Genomic DNA, 19,873 nt, shown 5'->3' on the forward strand with positions numbered 1-19,873 from the left:
ATCCGTTTCCGTTTTCCATGGAAACCGATTTTCCGTTTCCACTCAAAATGATGTCAAAACGGCCAAATTATGTGACCCACATCCGGTTAATTAGCCTCATAAGTAAGGGATCTTGATGGTTGTCACACTTCTGTCTTTTATGAATGGAAACCGGTTTCCGTATAATGTCCAATCATCCTCGCAATAACTTTTTACATTTAGAGGATGGTTGTCGATGTTCAAGATTATGCTGTGCTGCTCTGCCGGGATGTCCACCAGCCTGTTGGTCAGCAAAATGGTCGATGTCGCGAAAGAACGTGGTTTGCCGGTGAAGATTGATGCGTACGGTGTTTCCGAATTTGATACGCAGTTTCCGCAATACCAGGTTGTCCTTCTCGGACCGCAAGTGAAATACATGTTAAAGACACTCTCAGACAAGGCGGCTACGAAAGGCATTCCGGTGCAGCCCATCGACATGATGGACTACGGCATGCAGCGTGGCGATAAAGTACTGGACTATGCTCTGTCGCTCATCGAAGCGGCACACTAAAAGGTGTTCACATGAGTTCGTTATATCAATCCATGGTCGCGGTGATTGAGCAGTCAATTACCCCGCTGGCCGCAAAGCTGGGCCAGCAAAAGTATGTGATTGCCATCCGCGACGGCTTTACCGCCGCGCTGCCGTTTATGATCATCGGCTCGTTTATGCTGGTGTTCATCTTCCCGCCGTTCTCGGCGGATACCACCAACAGCTTCGCCCGCGGCTGGCTGGATTTCTCCCAGACCTACCGCGAACAGCTGATGCTGCCGTTTAACCTCAGCATGGGCGTGATGACCTTCTTCATTTCGGTGGGGATTGGGGCGAGCCTGGGGCGTCAGTTTAACCTCGACCCGGTGATGTCCGGCCTGCTGGCCTTTATGGCCTTCCTGCTGGTCGCCGCGCCGTATGCCGACGGCAAAATCTCGACCCAGTATCTCTCCGGCCAGGGCATCTTCACCGCGCTGATCACCGCCATTTACGCCACCCGCGTCTACGCGTGGCTGAAGCAGAACAACGTGACCATTCGCCTGCCGAAGGAAGTCCCGACCGGCGTGGCGCGCTCGTTTGAGATCCTGATCCCGGTGATGGTGGTGATCGGTACGCTGCACCCGCTGAACCTGTTCATTGAAGCGCAGACCGGAATGATCATACCGCAGGCGATCATGCACCTGCTGGAGCCGCTGGTGTCCGCCTCTGACTCCCTGCCCGCCATTCTGCTCTCCGTGCTGCTGTGCCAGATCTTCTGGTTCGCCGGTATTCACGGCTCGCTGATCGTCACCGGCATCATGAACCCGTTCTGGATGGCGAACCTCTCGGCAAACCAGGCGGCGCTGGCGGCCGGCGCGGCGCTGCCGCACGTTTACCTCCAGGGCTTCTGGGATCACTACCTGCTGATTGGCGGCGTAGGCTCCACGCTGCCGCTGGCGTTCCTGCTGCTGCGCAGCCGCGTTACCCACCTGCGCACCATCGGCAAAATGGGCGTGGTGCCAAGCTTCTTCAACATCAACGAACCGATTCTGTTCGGCGCGCCGATCATCATGAACCCGATGCTGTTTATCCCGTTCGTGTTCGTTCCGCTGGTCAACGCCTGCCTGGCGTACGCGGCAACCAAACTCGGCTGGCTGGCGCAGGTCGTCTCGTTGACCCCGTGGACCACCCCTGCACCGATTGGCGCCTCGTGGGCGGCAAACTGGGCGCTGAGCCCGGTGGTGATGTGCCTGGTCTGTATGGTGATGTCCGCGCTGATGTACCTGCCGTTCCTGCGCGCCTATGAGCGTACGCTCATCAAAAACGAAGAGCAGAAGGTCCAGGCAACCGTCGGCGCCGCCGAGACCGCCAGCAATTAAGTCAAAGAGGAAGAGTCATGAAATACGCATTTCCCGATAACTTCTGGTGGGGCAGCGCAAGCTCCGCTCTCCAGACGGAAGGGGCAAGAGAGGGGGAAACCACGTGGGATTACTGGTTTGCCCGCGAGCCAAACCGTTTTCACAACGGCGTGGGGCCGCAGCAGACCTCCACGTTTTATCAGCACTGGAAAACGGATATTCAGCTGTTAAAGCAGCTGAACCACAACAGCTTTCGCACCTCGATTAGCTGGGCGCGCCTGATCCCCGACGGTATCGGTGAAGTGAACCCGGAAGCGGTCGATTTTTACAATCAGGTCATTGATGAGCTGAATGAACAGGGCATCACGCCGTTTATGACCCTGTTCCATTTCGACATGCCGATGGCGATGCAGGAGATCGGCGGCTGGGAAAACCGCGACGTGGTGGACGCCTACGCCCGCTATGCGCAGATTTGCTTTGAGCTGTTCGGCGATCGCGTGCTGCACTGGTTTACCTTCAACGAGCCGATCGTGCCGGTGGAAGGCGGTTATCTCTACGATTTCCACTACCCGAACGTGGTGGATTTTCGTCGGGCAGCCACCGTGGCGTATCACACCGTGCTGGCCCATGCGAAGGCGGTTCAGGCCTACCGCGCCGGGCATTACGCGGGGGAGATTGGCATCGTGCTGAACCTGACGCCGTCGTACCCGCGCTCGCAGAACCCGGCAGACGTGAAGGCGGCGCACATCGCGGATCTGATGTTTAACCGCAGCTTCCTTGACCCGGTCCTGCGCGGCGAATACCCGGCAGATCTCGTAGCGCTGCTGAAATCCTGCGATCAATTACCCGCCTGTAAACCGGAAGACGGCTTCCTGATTGCGGAAGGGAAAATCGACCTGCTCGGCGTGAATTACTATCAGCCGCGTCGCGTGAAGTGTCGCGACAGCGCGGTGAACCCGCAGGCGCCGTTTATGCCGGAGTGGTTCTTCGATAATTACGAGATGCCGGGCCGCAAGATAAACCCGTACCGCGGCTGGGAAATCTACGAGCCGGGTATTTACGATATTCTGGTTAACCTGCGCGACAATTACGGCAACCCACGCTGCTTTATTTCTGAAAACGGCATGGGCGTCGAAAACGAGCAGCGTTTTATTGAAAATGGCCAGATTAACGATCGGTACCGCATCGAGTTTATTTCCGAACATTTAGCCTGGCTGCATAAGGGTATTAGCGAAGGGTGCAATTGTCTCGGCTACCATATGTGGACGTTTATTGATAACTGGTCGTGGTGCAACGCGTATAAAAATCGCTACGGATTTATCCAGCTCGATTTAGAGACGCAGAAACGCACCATTAAGAAAAGCGGAGAGTGGTTTGCCGCTACCGCGTTAAATAATAGTTTTGAAAAAGAGTAATGATGATGATCGCATTAGAAGAAGCCGTAATGGAAATTATCGTCAATGCCGGACAGTCCCGCAGCCTGTGCTTTGAAGCGCTGCACGCGGCGCGCCAGGGCAATATTGACGAAGCCAAAAGCCTGCTGCGCGAAGCCGACGGCTACGCGCGCCAGGCGCACAAGATGCAGACCAAACTGATCGAGCAGGATGCGGGCGAAGGCCGCCAGCCGATGATGTTAATTATGGTGCACGCGCAGGATCATTTAATGAATTCATTATTAGCGCGTGAACTGTCCGAAGAAATTATTCATTTATATCAGAGATAGTCTATGGCGAAATAATTATTGTAATACCTCTGTACCCTAAATAGAGATCCACTTGTTCTGATGATAGCGACATACTCTGTCAGATCGGAGCGGGATGGTTATTGTCTGAATAAAATTAAACTATATTGAGATAACCATGAATACGATTAAAAAACTTCCATTAACCATGGCGGTTATCGCCGCGCTTTGCCCAATTTCCGTGCTCGCGCAGGAATTCACCCAGGAGCAAATCGACGCCATTGTGGCGAAAGCGGTGGATAAAGCCCTCGCCGAACGTCAGGCCAAAATGGATGCGGCGGTCGCGAAAAAAGCGGACGTGGTGACCGAGCCGCAAAGCGCGGCGCAATCTCCGGATATGGCGATCCCGTTCGGAATTAAATTTACCGGCTACGCTCGGTACGGCGCGCACTTCCAGGCCGCCGATCAGAAATACGTCGCGGTGGACGGCTCGTACAACGGCGCGTCCGCCATTGGTCGTCTGGGCAACGAAGGCAACGGCGGGGAATTCCAGCTCTCCAAGGCCTTCAAGGGTGAAAACGGCGCCATCTGGGACGTTAACGTGATGATCGATCACTGGGGCGACGAAGTTAACCTGAAAAAAGCCTACGCGGGGGTGACCAACATTATGGCCTCCAACCCGAACGCCTATTTCTGGGCAGGTCGTGACTTCCACCAGCGTCCGCAGCAGGGCATCAACGATTACTTCTGGATGAACCACGACGGCCAGGGCGCCGGGGTGAAGAACTTCGACATCGGCGGCGTGCAGTTCGACGTGGCCGCCGTGGCGGCGGTGGAATCCTGTAGCCCGGAAGTGATGGAAGATGAAGCCAACCCGTCGCGCATCACCTGTACCGGCGGTTCCGGCACGGGCGACAAAGGCAACTACGCCGCGACCTCAAAAATCCACGGCATGAAGCTCGGCCCGATCGACATGGAGCTGTACGCCAACTACGGCTTTGACTCCAAGGCGGTGGAGAGCGACGAGCGTCTGAACGCGTGGCAGGGCGGCGTGGTGTTGAGCCACACCAACGACAGCGGCGTGAACAAGGTGATCGCCCGCTACTCCGATAACGCGGACAACAGCGTGTTCAACAAAACCGAGGATCTGACCACGGTCTACGCCAGCTTCGAAGGACTGTACAAATTCACCCAGGCCACGCAGGTGGAGTACATCCTCGCCTTCCACGACTACGACAACAGCCGCGATAAGACCGACAACCGCAAAAACTACAACGCCATCGTGCGACCGATGCACTGGTGGAACGACGTTCACTCCACCTGGCTGGAAGCGGGCTGGCAGCACGTGGATTACGACAACGGTGGCGACAACAAGGGCTGGAAGCTGACCCTGTCCCAGAACATGTCTATCGCCATGGGACCGGAGTTCCGCCCGATGCTGCGCTTCTACGTGACCGGCGGCAAGGTGGATAACGAACGCACCGCGCGCGTGAACAATACCAAAGACGAAACGCTCGACGACTTCAACGTCGGCGCGATGTGGGAGGCGTGGTTCTAAGCAAGGTAGAAGCAAAACGGCAACGCAAGTTGCCGTTTTTAGTGTTTGCTCCCTCTCCACGTGGGAGAGGGCCGGGGTGAGGGCATCAGGTCGCACACAACCATGCTATGCTGTTGACCGAATTAACGACAACATCGCAGGGGAGAAAATGGGTTCCACACGTAAAGGGATGCTAAACGTCCTGATCGCCGCCGTTTTATGGGGCAGTTCCGGCGTTTGCGCGCAGTACATCATGGAGAAAAGCCACATTTCTTCGCCTTACCTGACCATGGTTCGCCTGCTGTTTACCGGCGTGATCCTGCTGACGCTCTCCTTCGTTCACGGCGATAAGATTTTCTCGGTCATCAAACATCGCAAAGACGCCCTCAGCCTGCTGATTTTCTCACTCGTCGGCGCGCTCACCGTGCAGCTCACCTTCCTGCTGACGATTGAGAAATCCAACGCGGCGACCGCTACCGTGCTGCAGTTCCTCTCGCCGACCATTATCGTGGCCTGGTTCGCCCTGGCGCGGAAAAAGCGCCCCGGCGTCTTTGTGCTGTCGGCCATCATGACGTCGCTTGTCGGTACGTTTCTGCTGGTCACCCACGGCGACCCGACCTCGCTCTCCATCTCGCCTGCCGCGCTGTTCTTCGGCATCGCCTCGGCGTTTGCCGCCGCGTTTTACACGACGTATCCGTCAACGCTGATCGCCCGCTACGGCACGCTGCCGATTGTCGGCTGGAGCATGTTGATTGCCGGGCTAATGCTGACGCCGTTCTACGCCGGGCGCGGGACCACCTTTGTGATTGACGGCAGCCTGCTGCTGGCGTTTTTCTATCTGGTGGTGATTGGCACGGCGCTAACGTTCAGCCTGTACCTGAAAGGTGCACAGATGATCGGCGGGCCGAAGGCGAGCATTCTGAGCTGCGCCGAACCCTTGAGCAGCGCGCTGCTGTCGGTGGTGTTGCTGGGAGTGGCGTTCACCCTGCCGGACTGGCTGGGGACGCTATTGATTGTGTCGTCGGTAGTGTTGATTTCAATGGATTCGAGAAGACGGGTTCAGACATCGGCGTAGCCTGATGTCCCCTCACCCTAACCCTCTCCCCACAGGGGAGAGGGGACGGCTCGGTGCTGTCTTTTCACCCTCGCCCCTTTGGGGAGAGGGCCGGGGTGAGGGGGGAAATTGACTTACTTTGCCTTAACCTTCCCCGCCACCAGCAGCGCGGTCAGCAGCATCAGCGTGCCGGAGATCACCAGCGGTGACGTCAGCCCCAAATGGTCGAGCGCCACGCCGCCAATGGCCGCGCCGCAGGTATTTGCCAGCTGGATCACCGCCACCTGAATCGACCCGGCTTTTTCCGCCTGATCGGCAAGCGTGCGGGTGATCCACGTCGACCAGCCCACCGGCACCAGGGCAAAGGCCAACCCCCAGATAATCGCGATGGTAGACGCCACCCACTTATCGCTGCCCCACAGCACCAGCACCGCTGCGCTCGCTGCCAGCACCAGCGGCGCACCCGCCAGCGCCACCTTCAGGGAGCGTTTCAGGAACTGGGAAGACAGCGAGGTGCCGACAAAGCTGGCGATACCAAAGCTCAGCAGCACCAGCGTCAGGCCGTCCACGTCAAAGCCCGCCATGGTCATAAACACCGGGCGGATATAGGTAAAGAAGGCAAACTGCCCGGCAAAGGACATAAAGATAGCGGTCATCCCCGCCAGCACGCCGGGGCGCTTCAGCAGCGCGAACATGTTCTGTTTGTGGTGCGCCGCTTCGCCCGGTAGCGACGGTAGCGCTTTCCACACCCAAATGATGCAGAGCAGGCCCATCACCGCCGCGGCGTTGAAGACGTTACGCCAGCCGATAATCCCGCCGAGGAAGCTGCCGAGCGGCGCGGCAATCACCAGCGCGATAGAGACCGCACCGAAGATAACGGAAAGCGCTTTTGGCACCGTCCGCGCGGGCACCAGTCGCATCGTGAGCGAGGCCGACATCGCCCAGAAACCGCCTAATCCCAGCCCCAGGCAGGCGCGCCCCAGCAGCATCAGGGTGAAGCTTTCCGCGAAGGAGACCAGCAGGCAGGAGAGCGTCAGCAGCACGCTGAACAGAATGACCACCTTGCGACGGTCGATGGTGCCAATCACCTGGGTGATAAACAGGCTGGCGAACATCGCCACGAAGGCGGTAACGGTGACGGACTGCCCCGCCACGCCCTCGGAAATGCCCAAATCCTGCGCCATCGGCGTCAGCAGGCTCACCGGCAGAAACTCAACGGTAATCAGGCAGGCGACGCAGAACGCCACGGCGAAAACGGCCGACCAGTTGGGGCGAGAAACCTCTTTGGTCTGCGGTCTGGTCGTGGGCTGGATATGTTCTGTCATGGCGTCACCTGAAGATAAAAACGTGCGGAAAAGTCGCGCAGTTTATCATCAAAAGTGTGACGGATTTAACGATTTGACAACTTTTGTCGTTTTTACAGGGGATCAGTGCAGGTAAAACACGCCCTCTTCCGGCAGGAAGAGCTGGTTATAGCGAAGCTGGAAAGCGTTTAGCTCCTGCGGATCGGGCTCCATCTCGCGCATGAAGCCAAGCGCCAGACGAATTTGCGCATCGGTAATCGGCGCGGCAAGGCGGGCTTTACGCAGCATGCGGTGCCAGGCGTGCAGGTTCTCCTCGCTGCCGTCGACAATGCAAACCTGCCAGATGAGCAGCACCTGCGCGGCGTTTTGCAGATGCGCCTCGTCCGGCCGCTCAAGGTAGCGGATAAACTCATTGCCCGACGTTTTACCGAACTGGTCGATCATCGACTCAACCGGCATCGGGGTGATCCCCAGACGCTCGCTCAAACGTTTGATGGCGCGGCGGGAATCTGAGGTCAGGACGCGAAATCCCACCACAAACACCACGGCAAGCGTTGCCAGCATTATCCAGACCATGCGTTCTCCTATGAATAGCCGCTCATCATAGCGGGAAACGCAGCGCCTCGACAGCGGGTGGCACCATAATAGTGAAAGGAAAAGATGTTGAAGAATTGGGAGAAGAGGAGTTAATGCCGTCGGGATCAATATAAAAAAGCCCGGCATCACACACCGGGCAAAGAAGTTACCTGCACACTCAGGCTGTTTTTAATTTCTGCGCGCGATTTTCACGGCGAATCTTACGTTCTTCCAGCACCGCGACCATTGCCATCAGGACGATACAGCCGATGGCCGCCGCATCCAGCGCCGCGAAGGTGCCCGCCCAGCCGGTGAGGCCGAAAATTGGCGTGCCGTCGGCGATCATCCCCAGACCCAGCTTGGCGAAGCTGTCGCCGATCAGGTAGGCGAAGGTGCCCTTAATCCCATCGGCGGCGCCGATCGCTTTTTTCGGTACGAAGCCGACTGCCGCCACGCCGATCAGCAGCTGTGGACCAAACACCAGGAAGCCGAGCGCGAACAGGGACGCCAGGTAAACGTACTGGTTGCTGGCATGCTGGTAGACGCCGAGCGTGGCGATAATCAGCGCCAGCGCGACGCAGGCCACCAGCGCACGACGGCCGTTGGCGAGATCGGAGAGCCAGCCCCACAGCAGCGTGCCGACCAGGGCGCCCACTTCGAACAGGGTGAAGCCCTGAATCGCCACTTCTTTAGAGAGCTTCAGCTCCTGGAAGGCATACACGGTCGACCACTGGTCAATACCAATACGCACCACGTAGAGGAAGATGTTTGAGAAGCACAGCAGCCAGATCACTTTGTTTTTCAGCACGTACTCAACAAAGATCTGCCATTTGGACATCTCGTTTTCTTCGGTCTCTTTGTCCTCTTCGCTGATCTCCTCGCCGAACAGCTCTTCGGCTTTGCCGAGGCCGTAAGATTCCGGGGAGTCGCTGCCGTAGCGCAGGCCGATAAAGCCGACAATCAGGGCGATAATCGACGGGAAGATAAACATGCCGATCACGTGGCCGTCGAACAGGTAGTTTGCGCCAAACAGCGCTACGCCAGCCGCCCCCGCCCCGCCGAGGTTGTGGGAGATGTTCCACATGCCGAGGTACGAACCACGCTTGCGGCGCGGGGTCCATTTGGTGATGGTGGAGTAGCTGCACGACCCGCCGGTACTCTGGAAGAAGCCGCTCAGGGCGTAGAAGGCGATCATCATAAACAGGCTGACGGAGCCCGCGCCCATGCTGGCGCTGAAGCCGAGCATACAGATGGCGGAGAGGATCAGCATAAACGGCAGGAACTGCTTGGTGTTTTTGCCGTCCGCGTAGTAGGACACAACGGTTTTACCCACGCCGTAGGTGATGGAGAAGCCCAGGCCAATCATCCCCAGCTGCGTCATGCTCAGCCCGTAGGTTGAGATCATGTCGTTCTGCGCGATGTTAAAGTTTTTGCGGATCAGGTACATGGTCAGGTAGCCGATGAAGACCACCAGATAGGACTGCATGAACGGTTTGAACCACATCTTGCGCCGCACGTCGAGCGGCAGATCCAGGGTCGGCTTGCGCACCTGGTTGAGGAAGGCCAGCATGGTTTGCTCCTGAGCTGATTTTTACCTGCGAATGGCAGGCATTGTAAAAATCAGCCGGGAGAGATGCCTGAGACAGCGTCCAGGTAAAACCGGGAAAATTTCCTGGTTTTGCGCCATTCGGGGTGAAAAGGTGAGACGCATCACGCTTCGCTCACCTCGCGCGGGGCCTGCGCGTGCAGGAAGGGCAGCAGCAGCAGCGCGGAAATCCCCGCCGCGATGGCGATCACCGCGAAGAAACCGCTCCAGTGCCAGACGTCGATCACCCGCGCCAGCGGCCAGCCGGAGAGCGATGCGCCGAGGTAGGCAAACAGCCCGACAAAGCCCGTCGCCGCGCCTGCCGCCTCTTTGTGGGAACATTCCGCCGCCGCCATGCCGATCAGCATCTGCGGGCCAAACACGAAGAAGCCGGTGGTGAAGAAGCACGCCGCCTGCATCACGTAGCTGGCGAACGGCATCAGCCACAGCGAGCCGACGGAGAGCAAAATCCCGGCGGCGAAAATCAGGTTCATCGGACCACGGTTGCCGTTGAACAGCTTGTCCGAGCCCCAGCCCGCCACCAGCGCGCCGATAAACCCGCCCAGCTCGAACATCGTCACCGCCGAGTTGGCGGTCACCAGATCCACGCCGAGCGTCTCGGACATGTACAGGTTGCCCCAGTCGTTGATCGCCGCGCGCACCACGTAGACCAGCACGTAGCAGAGCGACAGCAGCCAGATGTACGGATTTTTCAGCACGTATTTGGTGAGGATCTCCCTGCGGGTCAGCCCCGCGCCTTCCTGCTGCTGGGCAATCTCCATCTCGTCGTGTCGCCAGTCGCCCACCGGCGGCAGGCCGACGGTTTGCGGCCTGTCGCGCAGGCGCCAGCAGAGGAACAGCCCGGCGACAATCGCGAGGCCACCGGCAATCATCATCCCCGCACGCCAGCCGTAGTGCAGCGCCGCGGCACCCACCACCATAGGGATCAGCGCCCCGCCGACGTTATGCGCGGTGTTCCAGATTGCCCACCAGCCGCCGCGCTCGTTGCGCGAGTACCAGGCGGTGAGCAGGCGGGCGCAGACCGGCGCGCCCCAGCCCTGGAAAAAGGCGTTCAGCGCCCACAGCAGGGCAAAGGCCCACAGCGAGGTGGAGAAACCAAACAGGATGTTCACCACACCGGTGGCGATCAGCCCAACGCCCATAAAATAGCGCGCGTTGGAGCGGTCGCTGACGGTGCCGGAGAAGAACTTCGACAGGCCGTAGGTGATGTAAAACAGCGTCGCCAGCAGGCCGATATCGGTGCGCGTCATCACGCCGCTGGCGAGGATTTCCGGCGCGGCGGCGTTGAAGCTTTTGCGGGTGAAGTAGAACAGCGCGTAGCCGAGCCAGATGGTCATCAGGATATGGCGACGCCAGTAGCGGTAACGGGCGTCGATTTCCGCTTTGTCGCCTATCGGCGCGGCGCTGGCAGGGGTTTTAAACATGGTAACTCCGTAGCGGCAGGCTGACGCTGACGCGCGTCCCGTGGGTGCAGGAGATGTTCAGCGTGCCGCCGAGCGCCTTCACGCGCTCGCGCATGCCCGCCAGGCCAAAGCCCTGCTGGCCGGATCCCGGCGGCAGGCCGCAGCCGTCGTCTTCAATCACTAGCATCAGGCGCTCGTCCTGCTGCCAGCCCTGGATCGTGACCGCGCTGGCGCTGGCGTGCTTGACGATATTGTTCAGCCCCTCCTGACAGACGCGGAACAGCGTCACGCGCTGGCCTTCGCTCAGCGCAGGCTCGTTAATACGCCAGTCGAGATGGCTGATAATCCCGCGGCTTTCCAGCTCCATCTCGCGCATCAGGGAACGCACCGCCTGCTCAAGCGTAAGGTCGTCAAGCTGGCGCGGGCGCAGCCGTCCTAACAGGCGGCGAACGGAGTCATAGACGCCCAGCGAAAGCTGTTCGATATGCGCCCCGCCCTGCTTCACGCCCGCGTTTTCCGCCGCCAGGCGCTGGACAATGCCCGCCTGGGTGCGGATGGCGGTGATGGTCTGCCCGATATCGTCGTGCAGCTCGCGGGCGACCTCCTGCCGCACGCTCTCTTCCGTCTCCAGCAGACGCTCCGCCAGACGGCGGTTGCGCGCCAGCTCGGTTTGCAGGGACTGGTTCAGCTCGCGCAGGCGCTGTATGCCCGCGCCGAGCAACAGCCCGGTCAGGCTCTGGGCCAGCAGGGAAAGCAGCAGATCCACCGGATGATCGTGCCAGGTCTGGCTGGCAATCAGCGCGATGGCGTTCATCAGCGTGGCGATCAGCGCCCCCTGCCAGCCGTAGTGCCAGGCCAGGGCAATGATTGGAAGCGCCAGACAAAACGGCGTGAAGCGTGAAAGCTCGGCGGGAAGGCCAAGCTGGAGCCACAGGCTCACCACAAACAGCAGCAGATACCAGATGAGGTGCCGGGCGCGCCAGTTCACCGGTTGGGAAACCAGCGCCGGACCGAGCGGCTGCCAGACGGTGCTGGTGAGGTAGTGCCAGATCACGAGGCAGGTTGGTGCCAGCGTCAGGCCGCCGGTCAGGGTCAGCAGCAGGGCGTTGAGCATCTCCTTCTCGCCTATCCACGGAAGCGACTGCAGCAGCGCGGCGGCAATCAGCGCCGCCCCCTGACGCAGCAGCGTGCGCCAGTCGCGCTGGTGGCGGTAGCGGGAAATGAGCGCAACCGGGAGAAGCGTTAGCAGGCTTCCGGTCATCAATAAGGGCAGGTGCGCGAGGGCGACTTCCTGCGCCAGCCAGACCAGCATCAGCCACTCTGCGCCGAGCAAAACCGGCCAGTAGGCGCGCGGACACTGGAGCATTAACCCCAGACGCAGGCCGAAGGGAAACAGCAGCACCGCCAGCTCGGGGCGTTCCACCAGGTGCAGGCTGATGCTCCACAGGCAAAACCAGGCGGCGGAGAAGATAAAAAAGCTGGCGACAACGGCGATCAGCCGCGAAAAGACGGGACTCATTGCCAGCTGTCGAACATGCGGCGCGCCAGCTCGACGTCGTTGCTGACGTTAAGTTTTTCCATCAGGTTGGCGCGGTGAACGTGTACGGTTTTCGGGGACAGATCCAGCTCGGCGGCAATCTCTTTTACCGACATCCCCTGCGCGAGTTTTTCCGCAACCTGACGCTCGCGTTTGGTGAGCGGATCCTGACGTCCGGCCGCCAGCTTGATGGCGATATCCGGCGTTAAATAGCAGCCGCCGGTGGAGACGGTGCGCACCGCGGCGATCAGTTCGTCGGGGCTACAGCGTTTAGAGAGGAAGCCGCGCGCGCCCGCGTTGAGCGCCTGCTCGACCAGCGCCGGGCTGTCGTGGACCGACAGCATAATCGTCGCCATCCCTTTCGGCAGCTGGCTTAGCAGCTCCAGCCCGGAGAGATCCGGCATCGAGATGTCGCAGATACAGACCTGCACCCCGCGCCCCGGCAGGCCCGCCAGCGCTTCACGACCGGAGCCAAACTCGGCCACGACCTGAAAATCCGGTTCGAGGTTTAAAAGCTGGGCAAAGCCGGAGCGGACGATAAGGTGGTCGTCGATGAGAGCGATGGTGGTCATGGGTTGATCCTGATGCGTGAACACGCCGGATGGCGGCGTAAACGCCTTATCCGGCCTACGTGTAAAGTCCTTGTAGGCCGGATAAGCGCAGCGCCATCCGGCAAAAGCCTCTTACCTTAAGTGATTTACTCGAAAAACACCGCAATTTTGTTAAACATGGTGGGATCGGACTGGTTGCGCGCCACTTTGGTGACGTCTTCCAGCTTGTCGATCTGCGCCATCATCTGCTCCAGACGCTGATCGTCGTTGACCAGTAGCCAGATGCGGCTGTGCTCGCTGCCCTGAATCGGCAAGCAGAGAATGCCTTCCACGTTAAACGCCCGGCGGGCAAAGAGCCCGCAGACGTGGGTCATGACGCCAGGGTGGTTGCGGACGGTGAGTTCCAGAATGACGTTATCACATTGTTTCTGCATGGCTTATTCCCCCACCATCTCAGTATTTGCCGCACCCGGCGGCACCATCGGATACACTTTTTGTTCAGGGTCGATACGCACGTGGATCAGCGCCGGGCCGGGGCGAGAAATCGCCGCCTGCAGCGCCGCGTGGGCGTCTTCTTCCGCGTTCAGATCGCAGGTATGCAGGCCAAAACCGGCGGCAATCTGCATAAAGTTAATCATCCCCGGATAGGTCGCGGCAAACACGCCCTGCTTGTAGAACAGGCTCTGCTGCTGGTGCACCAGACCCAGCGCCTCGTTGTTCATCAGGATGATTTTCACGTCTAACTGGTTTTCGGCCGCGGTCGCCATTTCCTGAATGTTCATCATCAGGCTGCCGTCTCCGGAGAAGCAGATGACCTTGCGGTCCGGATTAGCCAGCGCCGCACCAACCGCCGCGGGCAGGCCGAAGCCCATGGTTCCCAGCCCGCCGGAGGTCAGCCACTGGCGCGGACGGTTCAGCGGGTAGGCCTGGGCGGTCCACATCTGATGCTGGCCGACGTCGGTGGTGATAATCGCGCTGTCGTCCACGCAGGCGGCCACGGCGTTGATCAGCCCGTAGTGGCTCAGCGGGTCGCCTTCTGTTGGTATGGCTCCCGGGAACTCGCGCTGCAGATCGGCCACCAGCTGGCGCCAGTCGGCGCGCTCGGCTGCGTCCGTCTGCGGGATCAGCTGCGCCAGCACTTCCGCCACGTCGCCCTGAATCGCCACGTGCGGCTGCTTGATTTTACCCAGCTCGGCGCGATCGATATCCACGTGAATGATCTTCGCGTTCGGGCAGAACTGCTCGGTTTTGCCAATCGCCCGGTCATCAAAACGCGCGCCCATAACAATCAGCAAATCCGCCTCTTGCAGGATGTAGTTGGTGCTGCGCGCGCCGTGCATGCCCAGCATGCCGAGAGAGAGCGGGTGCGCTTTAGGCAGCATACCCAGCGCCATCAGGGTCATGGTGGTTGGCAGGTTGGCTTTTTCCGCAAACTCGCGGATTTCATCCGCAGCGTTAATCGCCCCACCGCCCAGATAGAGCACCGGGCGTTTGGCAGCGTTAATCATGGCGGCGGCATCGCGCACGCTCTCAGCGCTGAATTCGGGCGCGGGGGCACGGTCGCCCGGCTCCGGCAGCACGTCGATCTCGATCTCTGCGGTCTGGACATCCTTAGGAATGTCTATCCACACCGGGCCCGGGCGGCCAGACTGCGCAATGCGGAACGCATCGCTGATAACCTGAGGAAGCTCGCTGATATCGCGAACTAAATAGTTATGTTTGGTGATGGGGATAGAGATGCCGTAGGTGTCCACTTCCTGGAACGCATCGGTGCCGATCATCGAGGACGGTACCTGGCCGGTAATGCAGATCAGCGGAATGGAGTCGAGACGCGCGTCGGCGATGGCGGTCACCAGGTTGGTTGCGCCAGGGCCGCTGCAGGCCATACAGACCGCCGGTTTGCCCTGCGTACGCGCCATGCCCTGAGCAATAAAGCCTGCCCCCTGCTCGTGGCGCGCCAGCACGTGGCGGATCTGCGTGCTTTGGCTTAACGCATCGTACAGCGGCAGCACCGTGCCGCCAGGGATACCCGCAACCGTGGTGATGCCCTGCCGTTCCAGCAGATGAACGATCAGCTGCGCGCCAGTAAAACGCGTCGTGGTGGATGTTGTGCCCGAACTTGCCATGCTCCAGTCCTTTTCTTCTGGGCCGACGTTCCGGGGAGGGTCCTAAACGAAAAACCCCGCCCGGTTTGCGCCGGCGGGGTTTTGGATTCGTGTGTTGATCCAGTCCCTACGGCGCATTGCCGACGACCACCACCACACGCACGACGACCACTGCGGCTGGTTGCGCAGTTTTTAGTAGGGTCGAAGTGAAGATGGATGAAGTCATTGGGGACCTGTGTTTGGAATCATTGATGGAATTTATACAAACACAGGTTTTCGGGCGTGACAATGGAAATATTTTCATCTGCGCAAAAATGCGTCAGGGATCACGTTTCGTTTGTTGGGGGATGAAAACAAAAAACCCCGCCGGAGCGAGGTTTTTATCAGGGTTTGCGGTTGGTCGCCGCAGAACACACTGTGTTACGTCAACGCAAAAAGTATACGCGATCGAAGACGAACGCGCAATTCCGGCACGGATTTTGACGTTTTTGAGTATGGATCGCCTTCCTGATTTTGTCCAAAAAATACTGTTCATGCATACAGTATTTATCTATACTGAGGGTGTTCGCAGTGAGCGAGGGGGCCGCAGTTTTACCGGCGCAACGAAGTCTTGGCTGAAACGGGTGGTGCCGTCAGTGCCTTAACCCCTGAAGTGAGCACACTGTGTTACGTCAATCCAGGTGCTGGCAACAGGCGGCGGAAAGGTACGCCAGCATCGTGCTCCTTTTAACCAAAAGGAGACGCGTATGAGCGTAGTGGATATGGTGATACTTATCCTCAAACTCATTGTTGCAGTACTGCAACTGCTTGATGCTGTCCTGAAATTCCTTCGGTAATTCAGGTTCAAGTCGCACCTGAGAGGGGCGGGCAACCGCCCCTCTTTAATAACGAGGGAATGCTATGTCGCGTCTGTTAATTGAGCCCGTCACACCGGATGAACCGGGGTATATCGCCCTGAAGGCTGAAAGTATCGCACTGAATTTCAACATGCTGCGCAGGCTGGAAGAGAACTGGCAGCGCGGCGAGAACCGCTTTAACGCGCCGGGAGAAAAGCTGCTGGGCGCGTTTCTTAACGGCAAGCTGGTCGGCGTATGCGGCCTCAACCGCGATCCGTTCAGCCAGCAGCCGCGCGCCGGACGTATTCGCCATCTCTACGTCAGCGAGAAGTGCCGCGGGCTGGGCATTGGCAAACAGCTTTTAACCGTGGTGATGGCCGATGCCAGCATCTGGTTTGATTTTCTGAATACCCACGCGCCGGACAGTGCCTACGGGTTTTATAATCGGGCGGGTTTTACGCTGGTCTCGGACGAACCGCGGGTGACGCACCGCCTTTTTTGTGCCGTGTAACCGGCTGGCAGCATCAGGGTGTGAATGTTACAGTTGAGTGACAATTCATCACCCGATACGCCATGACCACCACCGTTTTCTGCATTTTGCTCTTCGCCGCGCTGCTGCATGCCAGCTGGAACGCCATCGTTAAGGCCGGAACGGACAAGCTCTATTCCGCGATAAGCGTCAGCGGATCCGCCACGCTTATCGCTCTGGTCTTACTGCCGTTTTCCCCACAGCCATCTGCTGCAAGCTGGCCGTTTTTGATCGTCTCCTGCGCCTTACAGGTGGTGTACACCGTGCTGGTAGCGAAGACCTATCAGGTCTCCGATATGAGCCAGACCTATCCCCTGATGCGCGGCACCGCCCCGCTGCTGGTGGCGCTGATCGGCGTGCTGGCGCTCGGCGATCGTCTCTCCTGGCTCGCCTGGTCCGGCATCGGGGTAATTTGCCTTTCGATTCTGGCGATGGCGATGCATGGCCGCATGCAGTCACGCAAAGGGATCTGGCTGGCGCTGCTGAACGCCTGCTTCATTGCCGGGTATACGCTGGTGGACGGCACCGGCGTGCGGCTGTCGGACACCGCGCTGGGCTACACGCTGTGGACCTTCTTTATGAACGGCTTCTGCCTGCTGAGCTGGGCGATGGTGGCGCGTCGGCGCGAGGCGTCCGGCTACCTGCGCCTGCACTGGAAAAAGGGGTTACTCGGCGGGGTGGGCACCATGGGCTCTTACGGTCTGGCGCTTTGGGCCATGACGCAGGCACCGCTGGCGGTGGTCGCGGCGCTGCGTGAAACCTCCATACTCTTTGGGGCACTGATCGCGTTTGTCCTTTTAAAAGAGAAGGTTGCGGGCCTGCGCATCGCGGCGGCGCTGGGTATTGCCGGCGGAGCCATTCTGCTGCGCCTGGCGTAGATCACTGGCAACATTAGTTGCCGTTCTTGTTTACAAATCCTGCCTTTCCCGGTTTTTTCATTCACCACGACAATGCTTAAATTGTCATCTCTCTGTGGTAGATTCCTCGCGCATTTATGGGAATGCGCAGTCACTTATTCTTCATTTTTCTCTTTTGGCAAAAGTATTCAGCGACATGAAAAAACAAAGGAACGTTAACTTATTGTTGATGCTGGTGTTACTGGTGGCCGTCGGGCAGATGGCGCAAACCATCTACATTCCGGCGATTGCCGACATGGCAAAGGAATTGAACGTCCGCGAGGGCGCGGTGCAGAGCGTGATGGCAGCCTACCTGCTGACCTATGGCGTTTCGCAGCTCTTCTACGGCCCGCTGTCTGACCGCGTCGGGCGTCGCCCGGTGATCCTGGTGGGCATGAGCATTTTCATGGTGGCGACGGTGATTGCCATTACCACGCACAGCCTGACCGTACTGATTGCCGCCAGCGCCCTGCAGGGCGTCGGGACCGGCGTCGGTGGGGTGATGGCGCGAACCTTACCGCGCGATATGTATCAGGGCACCCAGCTCCGTCATGCCAACAGCTTGTTGAATATGGGTATTCTGGTCAGCCCGCTTCTCGCCCCGCTGATTGGCGGCCTGCTGGACACGATGTGGTCCTGGCGCGCCTGCTACGCCTTCCTGCTGGTGCTGTGCGTGATTGTCACCTTCAGCATGGCGCGCTGGATGCCGGAAACGCGCCCGCAGGACGCGCCGCGCACGAAGCTTATCACCAGCTATAAAACGCTGTTCGGCAACGGGTCGTTTACCTGCTACCTGCTGATGCTGATCGGCGGCCTGGCGGGCATTGCGGTGTTTGAAGCCTGTTCCGGCGTGCTGCTGGGCGCGGGTCTGGGCCTGAGCAGCATGGTCGTGAGTATTCTGTTTATTCTGCCGATCCCGGCGGCGTTCTTCGGCGCGTGGTTTGCCGGACGCCCAAATAAACGCTTCTCCACCCTGATGTGGCAGTCGGTGATCAGCTGTCTGCTGGCGGGTCTGATGATGTGGATACCGGGGCTGTTTGGCGTGATGACGGTCTGGACGCTGCTCATCCCGGCAGCGCTGTTCTTCTTCGGCGCGGGGATGCTGTTCCCGCTGGCGACCAGCGGCGCGATGGAGCCGTTCCCGTTCCTCGCTGGCACGGCTGGCGCGCTGGTAGGCGGTTTGCAGAATATCGGCTCCGGCGCGCTGGCCTGGCTCTCGGCGATGATGCCGCAGACCGGGCAGGCTAGTTTGGGCCTGCTGATGACGCTGATGGGGCTGCTGATTTTACTGTGCTGGCTGCCGCTGGCGTCGCGTGTTCCGCATCACGAGCAGCCGGTTTAACCGCATGATGGCCCGGCTTCTCGCCGGGTTTTTCACAGACGGGCGCAATCATCGCCTGCAGTAACGGCTCCGGCGCGGGCCGCCAGGCCCCCTCTTCCCCGTCGTAAAACTGGAAATCCGCGTTCAGCGCATACGGGATTTTCGCCTTTTGCAGCTCGCAGGCCATAAAGGTGGAGAACGCCATTTGCGAAGCGGTTGGCGTAAGGTGGTTTGACTCTCCCACGCCCCAGCCCCCGACCCAGCTCACGTGCCCGGTTTTTTGCTGCCAGCGTAGCGCGGTAGTGATGCGATTATGGATAGCCGCTTTCTCCGCCGCCGTGCCGGACGTCCACGGGTATTTACCGCTATTTTTCAGCGGCCCCCACGGGAAAATATGCCACTCTGCCAGCAGGTAGTTTTGGCTGTGCGCGGGCAGCTTCAGGCTGGATAAATCCTCCGGCGCGGCGCGCAGGCGTGGCGCAACAAAGATCATGCGCTGCGGGTCCATGTCGTGGATCGCTTTAATGGTTTTTTCATACACGCGGTTTAGCGACGCGAGGTTGTGGTTAAGCTTGTCGGCCGGCTCATAAATGAGATCAAAACCCAGCAGCGGATAGCTCTGACCGAAATAGTGCGCCACGGCAATCCACCAGTTAATCGTCTCTTTCTCGTTATCGGCTTTCGGGTCGTTTTTATATTCATCAGCCTGATAAGCGATAATCGGGATCACGCCATACTGCTCGCAGGCTTCTACCAGCTTGCGCAGGTGAATTAGCCGCGCTTCCGTCGGCTCATCGGCGACGCGAATGCGCACGTGGGTAATGCCTTTTGCACGAAAATCGCGCACCACCAGCGGGTCGAATTCGCGTATGCCGCGCTCGGTGCGCGCCCAGTCCACATCCATCCCGACGCCCAGCTGCTGCGCATAACGGGCAGCCGTCAGCGGCGGCTCAGCGGCAATCGCCCAGCCGGAAGAGATCAGTAACGCACAGGCAATAAAAGGCTTTAACACGGTTTACCCTGGATAAATCGAAAGCATTACCTGTATTTAGCACGCTTTTTCACATTTCGTGTAGAGCGAAAGCGTAATAA

21 protein-coding genes are annotated in these 19,873 nt (G+C 59.2%); 11 read left to right on the forward strand and 10 right to left on the reverse strand.

Annotated elements, in window-relative coordinates; all coding sequences use genetic code 11:
- The first annotated feature begins 214 nt into the window (after positions 1 to 214).
- The 6 genes from QMN93_RS17020 to QMN93_RS17045 all read left to right on the forward strand — a co-directional run bounded on the left by QMN93_RS17020 (position 215) and on the right by QMN93_RS17045 (position 6,138).
- Positions 215 to 529 carry a PTS sugar transporter subunit IIB gene (locus tag QMN93_RS17020; protein ID WP_039260376.1) on the forward strand — a complete coding sequence of 105 codons (315 nt, stop codon included), beginning with the start codon at positions 215 to 217 and terminating at the stop codon, positions 527 to 529.
- Between the two features lie 11 nt (positions 530 to 540).
- Positions 541 to 1,866, forward strand: coding sequence for a PTS sugar transporter subunit IIC (locus QMN93_RS17025; RefSeq protein ID WP_193140288.1), 1,326 nt, complete (start codon positions 541 to 543; stop codon positions 1,864 to 1,866).
- Between the two features lie 17 nt (positions 1,867 to 1,883).
- The gene (locus tag QMN93_RS17030) at positions 1,884 to 3,260 is read left to right on the forward strand and encodes a glycoside hydrolase family 1 protein (RefSeq protein ID WP_182382845.1); all 1,377 of its coding nucleotides are present in this window, start codon (positions 1,884 to 1,886) and stop codon (positions 3,258 to 3,260) included.
- A 5-nt stretch (positions 3,261 to 3,265) separates the two neighbouring features.
- Positions 3,266 to 3,568 carry a PTS lactose/cellobiose transporter subunit IIA gene (locus QMN93_RS17035; RefSeq protein ID WP_193140294.1) on the forward strand — a complete coding sequence of 101 codons (303 nt, stop codon included), beginning with the start codon at positions 3,266 to 3,268 and terminating at the stop codon, positions 3,566 to 3,568.
- A gap of 136 nt (positions 3,569 to 3,704) precedes the next feature.
- Positions 3,705 to 5,084: a carbohydrate porin gene (locus tag QMN93_RS17040; RefSeq protein WP_033144328.1), complete on the forward strand. Its 1,380-nt coding sequence runs from the start codon at positions 3,705 to 3,707 to the stop codon at positions 5,082 to 5,084.
- A 148-nt stretch (positions 5,085 to 5,232) separates the two neighbouring features.
- Positions 5,233 to 6,138 carry a DMT family transporter gene (locus QMN93_RS17045; RefSeq protein WP_048981411.1) on the forward strand — a complete coding sequence of 302 codons (906 nt, stop codon included), beginning with the start codon at positions 5,233 to 5,235 and terminating at the stop codon, positions 6,136 to 6,138.
- 113 nt (positions 6,139 to 6,251) lie between these two features.
- On the opposite strand, the gene nepI is transcribed toward QMN93_RS17045, so the two are convergent.
- From nepI to ivbL, 9 genes are all read right to left on the reverse strand, one after another.
- On the reverse strand, positions 6,252 to 7,442 hold the full coding sequence (gene nepI / locus QMN93_RS17050; protein WP_182382846.1) for a purine ribonucleoside efflux pump NepI: 1,191 nt from the start codon (positions 7,440 to 7,442) through the stop codon (positions 6,252 to 6,254).
- A 102-nt stretch (positions 7,443 to 7,544) separates the two neighbouring features.
- Positions 7,545 to 7,997 (reverse strand): DUF1198 domain-containing protein, encoded by a 453-nt coding sequence (locus QMN93_RS17055; RefSeq protein ID WP_029741417.1) that lies wholly within the window; start codon positions 7,995 to 7,997, stop codon positions 7,545 to 7,547.
- Between the two features lie 178 nt (positions 7,998 to 8,175).
- Positions 8,176 to 9,567: a hexose-6-phosphate:phosphate antiporter gene (gene uhpT, locus QMN93_RS17060; RefSeq protein ID WP_023333957.1), complete on the reverse strand. Its 1,392-nt coding sequence runs from the start codon at positions 9,565 to 9,567 to the stop codon at positions 8,176 to 8,178.
- A 140-nt stretch (positions 9,568 to 9,707) separates the two neighbouring features.
- Complete coding sequence (locus QMN93_RS17065; protein ID WP_323619870.1) at positions 9,708 to 11,027, reverse strand: MFS transporter; 1,320 nt, start codon at positions 11,025 to 11,027, stop codon at positions 9,708 to 9,710.
- Positions 11,020 to 12,525, reverse strand: a complete 1,506-nt coding sequence (gene uhpB / locus QMN93_RS17070) for a signal transduction histidine-protein kinase/phosphatase UhpB (protein WP_193140284.1) — start codon at positions 12,523 to 12,525, stop codon at positions 11,020 to 11,022. Before uhpB ends, QMN93_RS17065 begins: the two co-directional genes overlap by 8 nt.
- On the reverse strand, positions 12,522 to 13,115 hold the full coding sequence (gene uhpA / locus QMN93_RS17075; RefSeq protein ID WP_014881931.1) for a transcriptional regulator UhpA: 594 nt from the start codon (positions 13,113 to 13,115) through the stop codon (positions 12,522 to 12,524). Before uhpA ends, uhpB begins: the two co-directional genes overlap by 4 nt.
- Positions 13,116 to 13,240: 125 nt before the next feature.
- The gene (ilvN, locus tag QMN93_RS17080; RefSeq protein ID WP_015570113.1) at positions 13,241 to 13,528 is read right to left on the reverse strand and encodes an acetolactate synthase small subunit; all 288 of its coding nucleotides are present in this window, start codon (positions 13,526 to 13,528) and stop codon (positions 13,241 to 13,243) included.
- Positions 13,529 to 13,531: 3 nt separating this feature from the next.
- Positions 13,532 to 15,220, reverse strand: a complete 1,689-nt coding sequence (ilvB, locus tag QMN93_RS17085; protein WP_193140282.1) for an acetolactate synthase large subunit — start codon at positions 15,218 to 15,220, stop codon at positions 13,532 to 13,534.
- Positions 15,221 to 15,326: 106 nt separating this feature from the next.
- Positions 15,327 to 15,425, reverse strand: coding sequence for an ilvB operon leader peptide IvbL (gene ivbL, locus QMN93_RS17090; protein WP_057979964.1), 99 nt, complete (start codon positions 15,423 to 15,425; stop codon positions 15,327 to 15,329).
- Between ivbL and QMN93_RS17095 the strand changes: the two genes are divergently transcribed.
- The 5 genes from QMN93_RS17095 to emrD all read left to right on the forward strand — a co-directional run bounded on the left by QMN93_RS17095 (position 15,412) and on the right by emrD (position 18,802).
- Entirely contained in the window at positions 15,412 to 15,843 is a 432-nt protein-coding gene (locus QMN93_RS17095) for a hypothetical protein (RefSeq protein ID WP_193140296.1), read from the forward strand. The genes ivbL and QMN93_RS17095 overlap by 14 nt on opposite strands.
- A 102-nt stretch (positions 15,844 to 15,945) precedes the next feature.
- Entirely contained in the window at positions 15,946 to 16,035 is a 90-nt protein-coding gene (gene tisB / locus QMN93_RS17100) for a type I toxin-antitoxin system toxin TisB (RefSeq protein ID WP_023309830.1), read from the forward strand.
- Positions 16,036 to 16,099: 64 nt separating this feature from the next.
- Positions 16,100 to 16,546 (forward strand): GNAT family N-acetyltransferase, encoded by a 447-nt coding sequence (locus QMN93_RS17105; protein ID WP_033144339.1) that lies wholly within the window; start codon positions 16,100 to 16,102, stop codon positions 16,544 to 16,546.
- A 62-nt stretch (positions 16,547 to 16,608) separates the two neighbouring features.
- Positions 16,609 to 17,442, forward strand: a complete 834-nt coding sequence (locus QMN93_RS17110) for an EamA family transporter (RefSeq protein WP_045888268.1) — start codon at positions 16,609 to 16,611, stop codon at positions 17,440 to 17,442.
- Between the two features lie 175 nt (positions 17,443 to 17,617).
- Complete coding sequence (gene emrD / locus QMN93_RS17115; protein WP_029741426.1) at positions 17,618 to 18,802, forward strand: multidrug efflux MFS transporter EmrD; 1,185 nt, start codon at positions 17,618 to 17,620, stop codon at positions 18,800 to 18,802.
- Here the strand turns inward: emrD and QMN93_RS17120 are convergent.
- Positions 18,705 to 19,793 carry a cellulase family glycosylhydrolase gene (locus QMN93_RS17120; protein WP_182382849.1) on the reverse strand — a complete coding sequence of 363 codons (1,089 nt, stop codon included), beginning with the start codon at positions 19,791 to 19,793 and terminating at the stop codon, positions 18,705 to 18,707. The two genes, emrD and QMN93_RS17120, sit on opposite strands and share 98 nt — an antisense overlap.
- Positions 19,794 to 19,873 lie beyond the last annotated feature (80 nt).

Source organism: Enterobacter sp. R-1.6.2 (assembly GCF_035064085.1).
In the GTDB taxonomy this organism is placed as follows: Bacteria; Pseudomonadota; Gammaproteobacteria; order Enterobacterales; family Enterobacteriaceae; genus Enterobacter; species Enterobacter asburiae_B.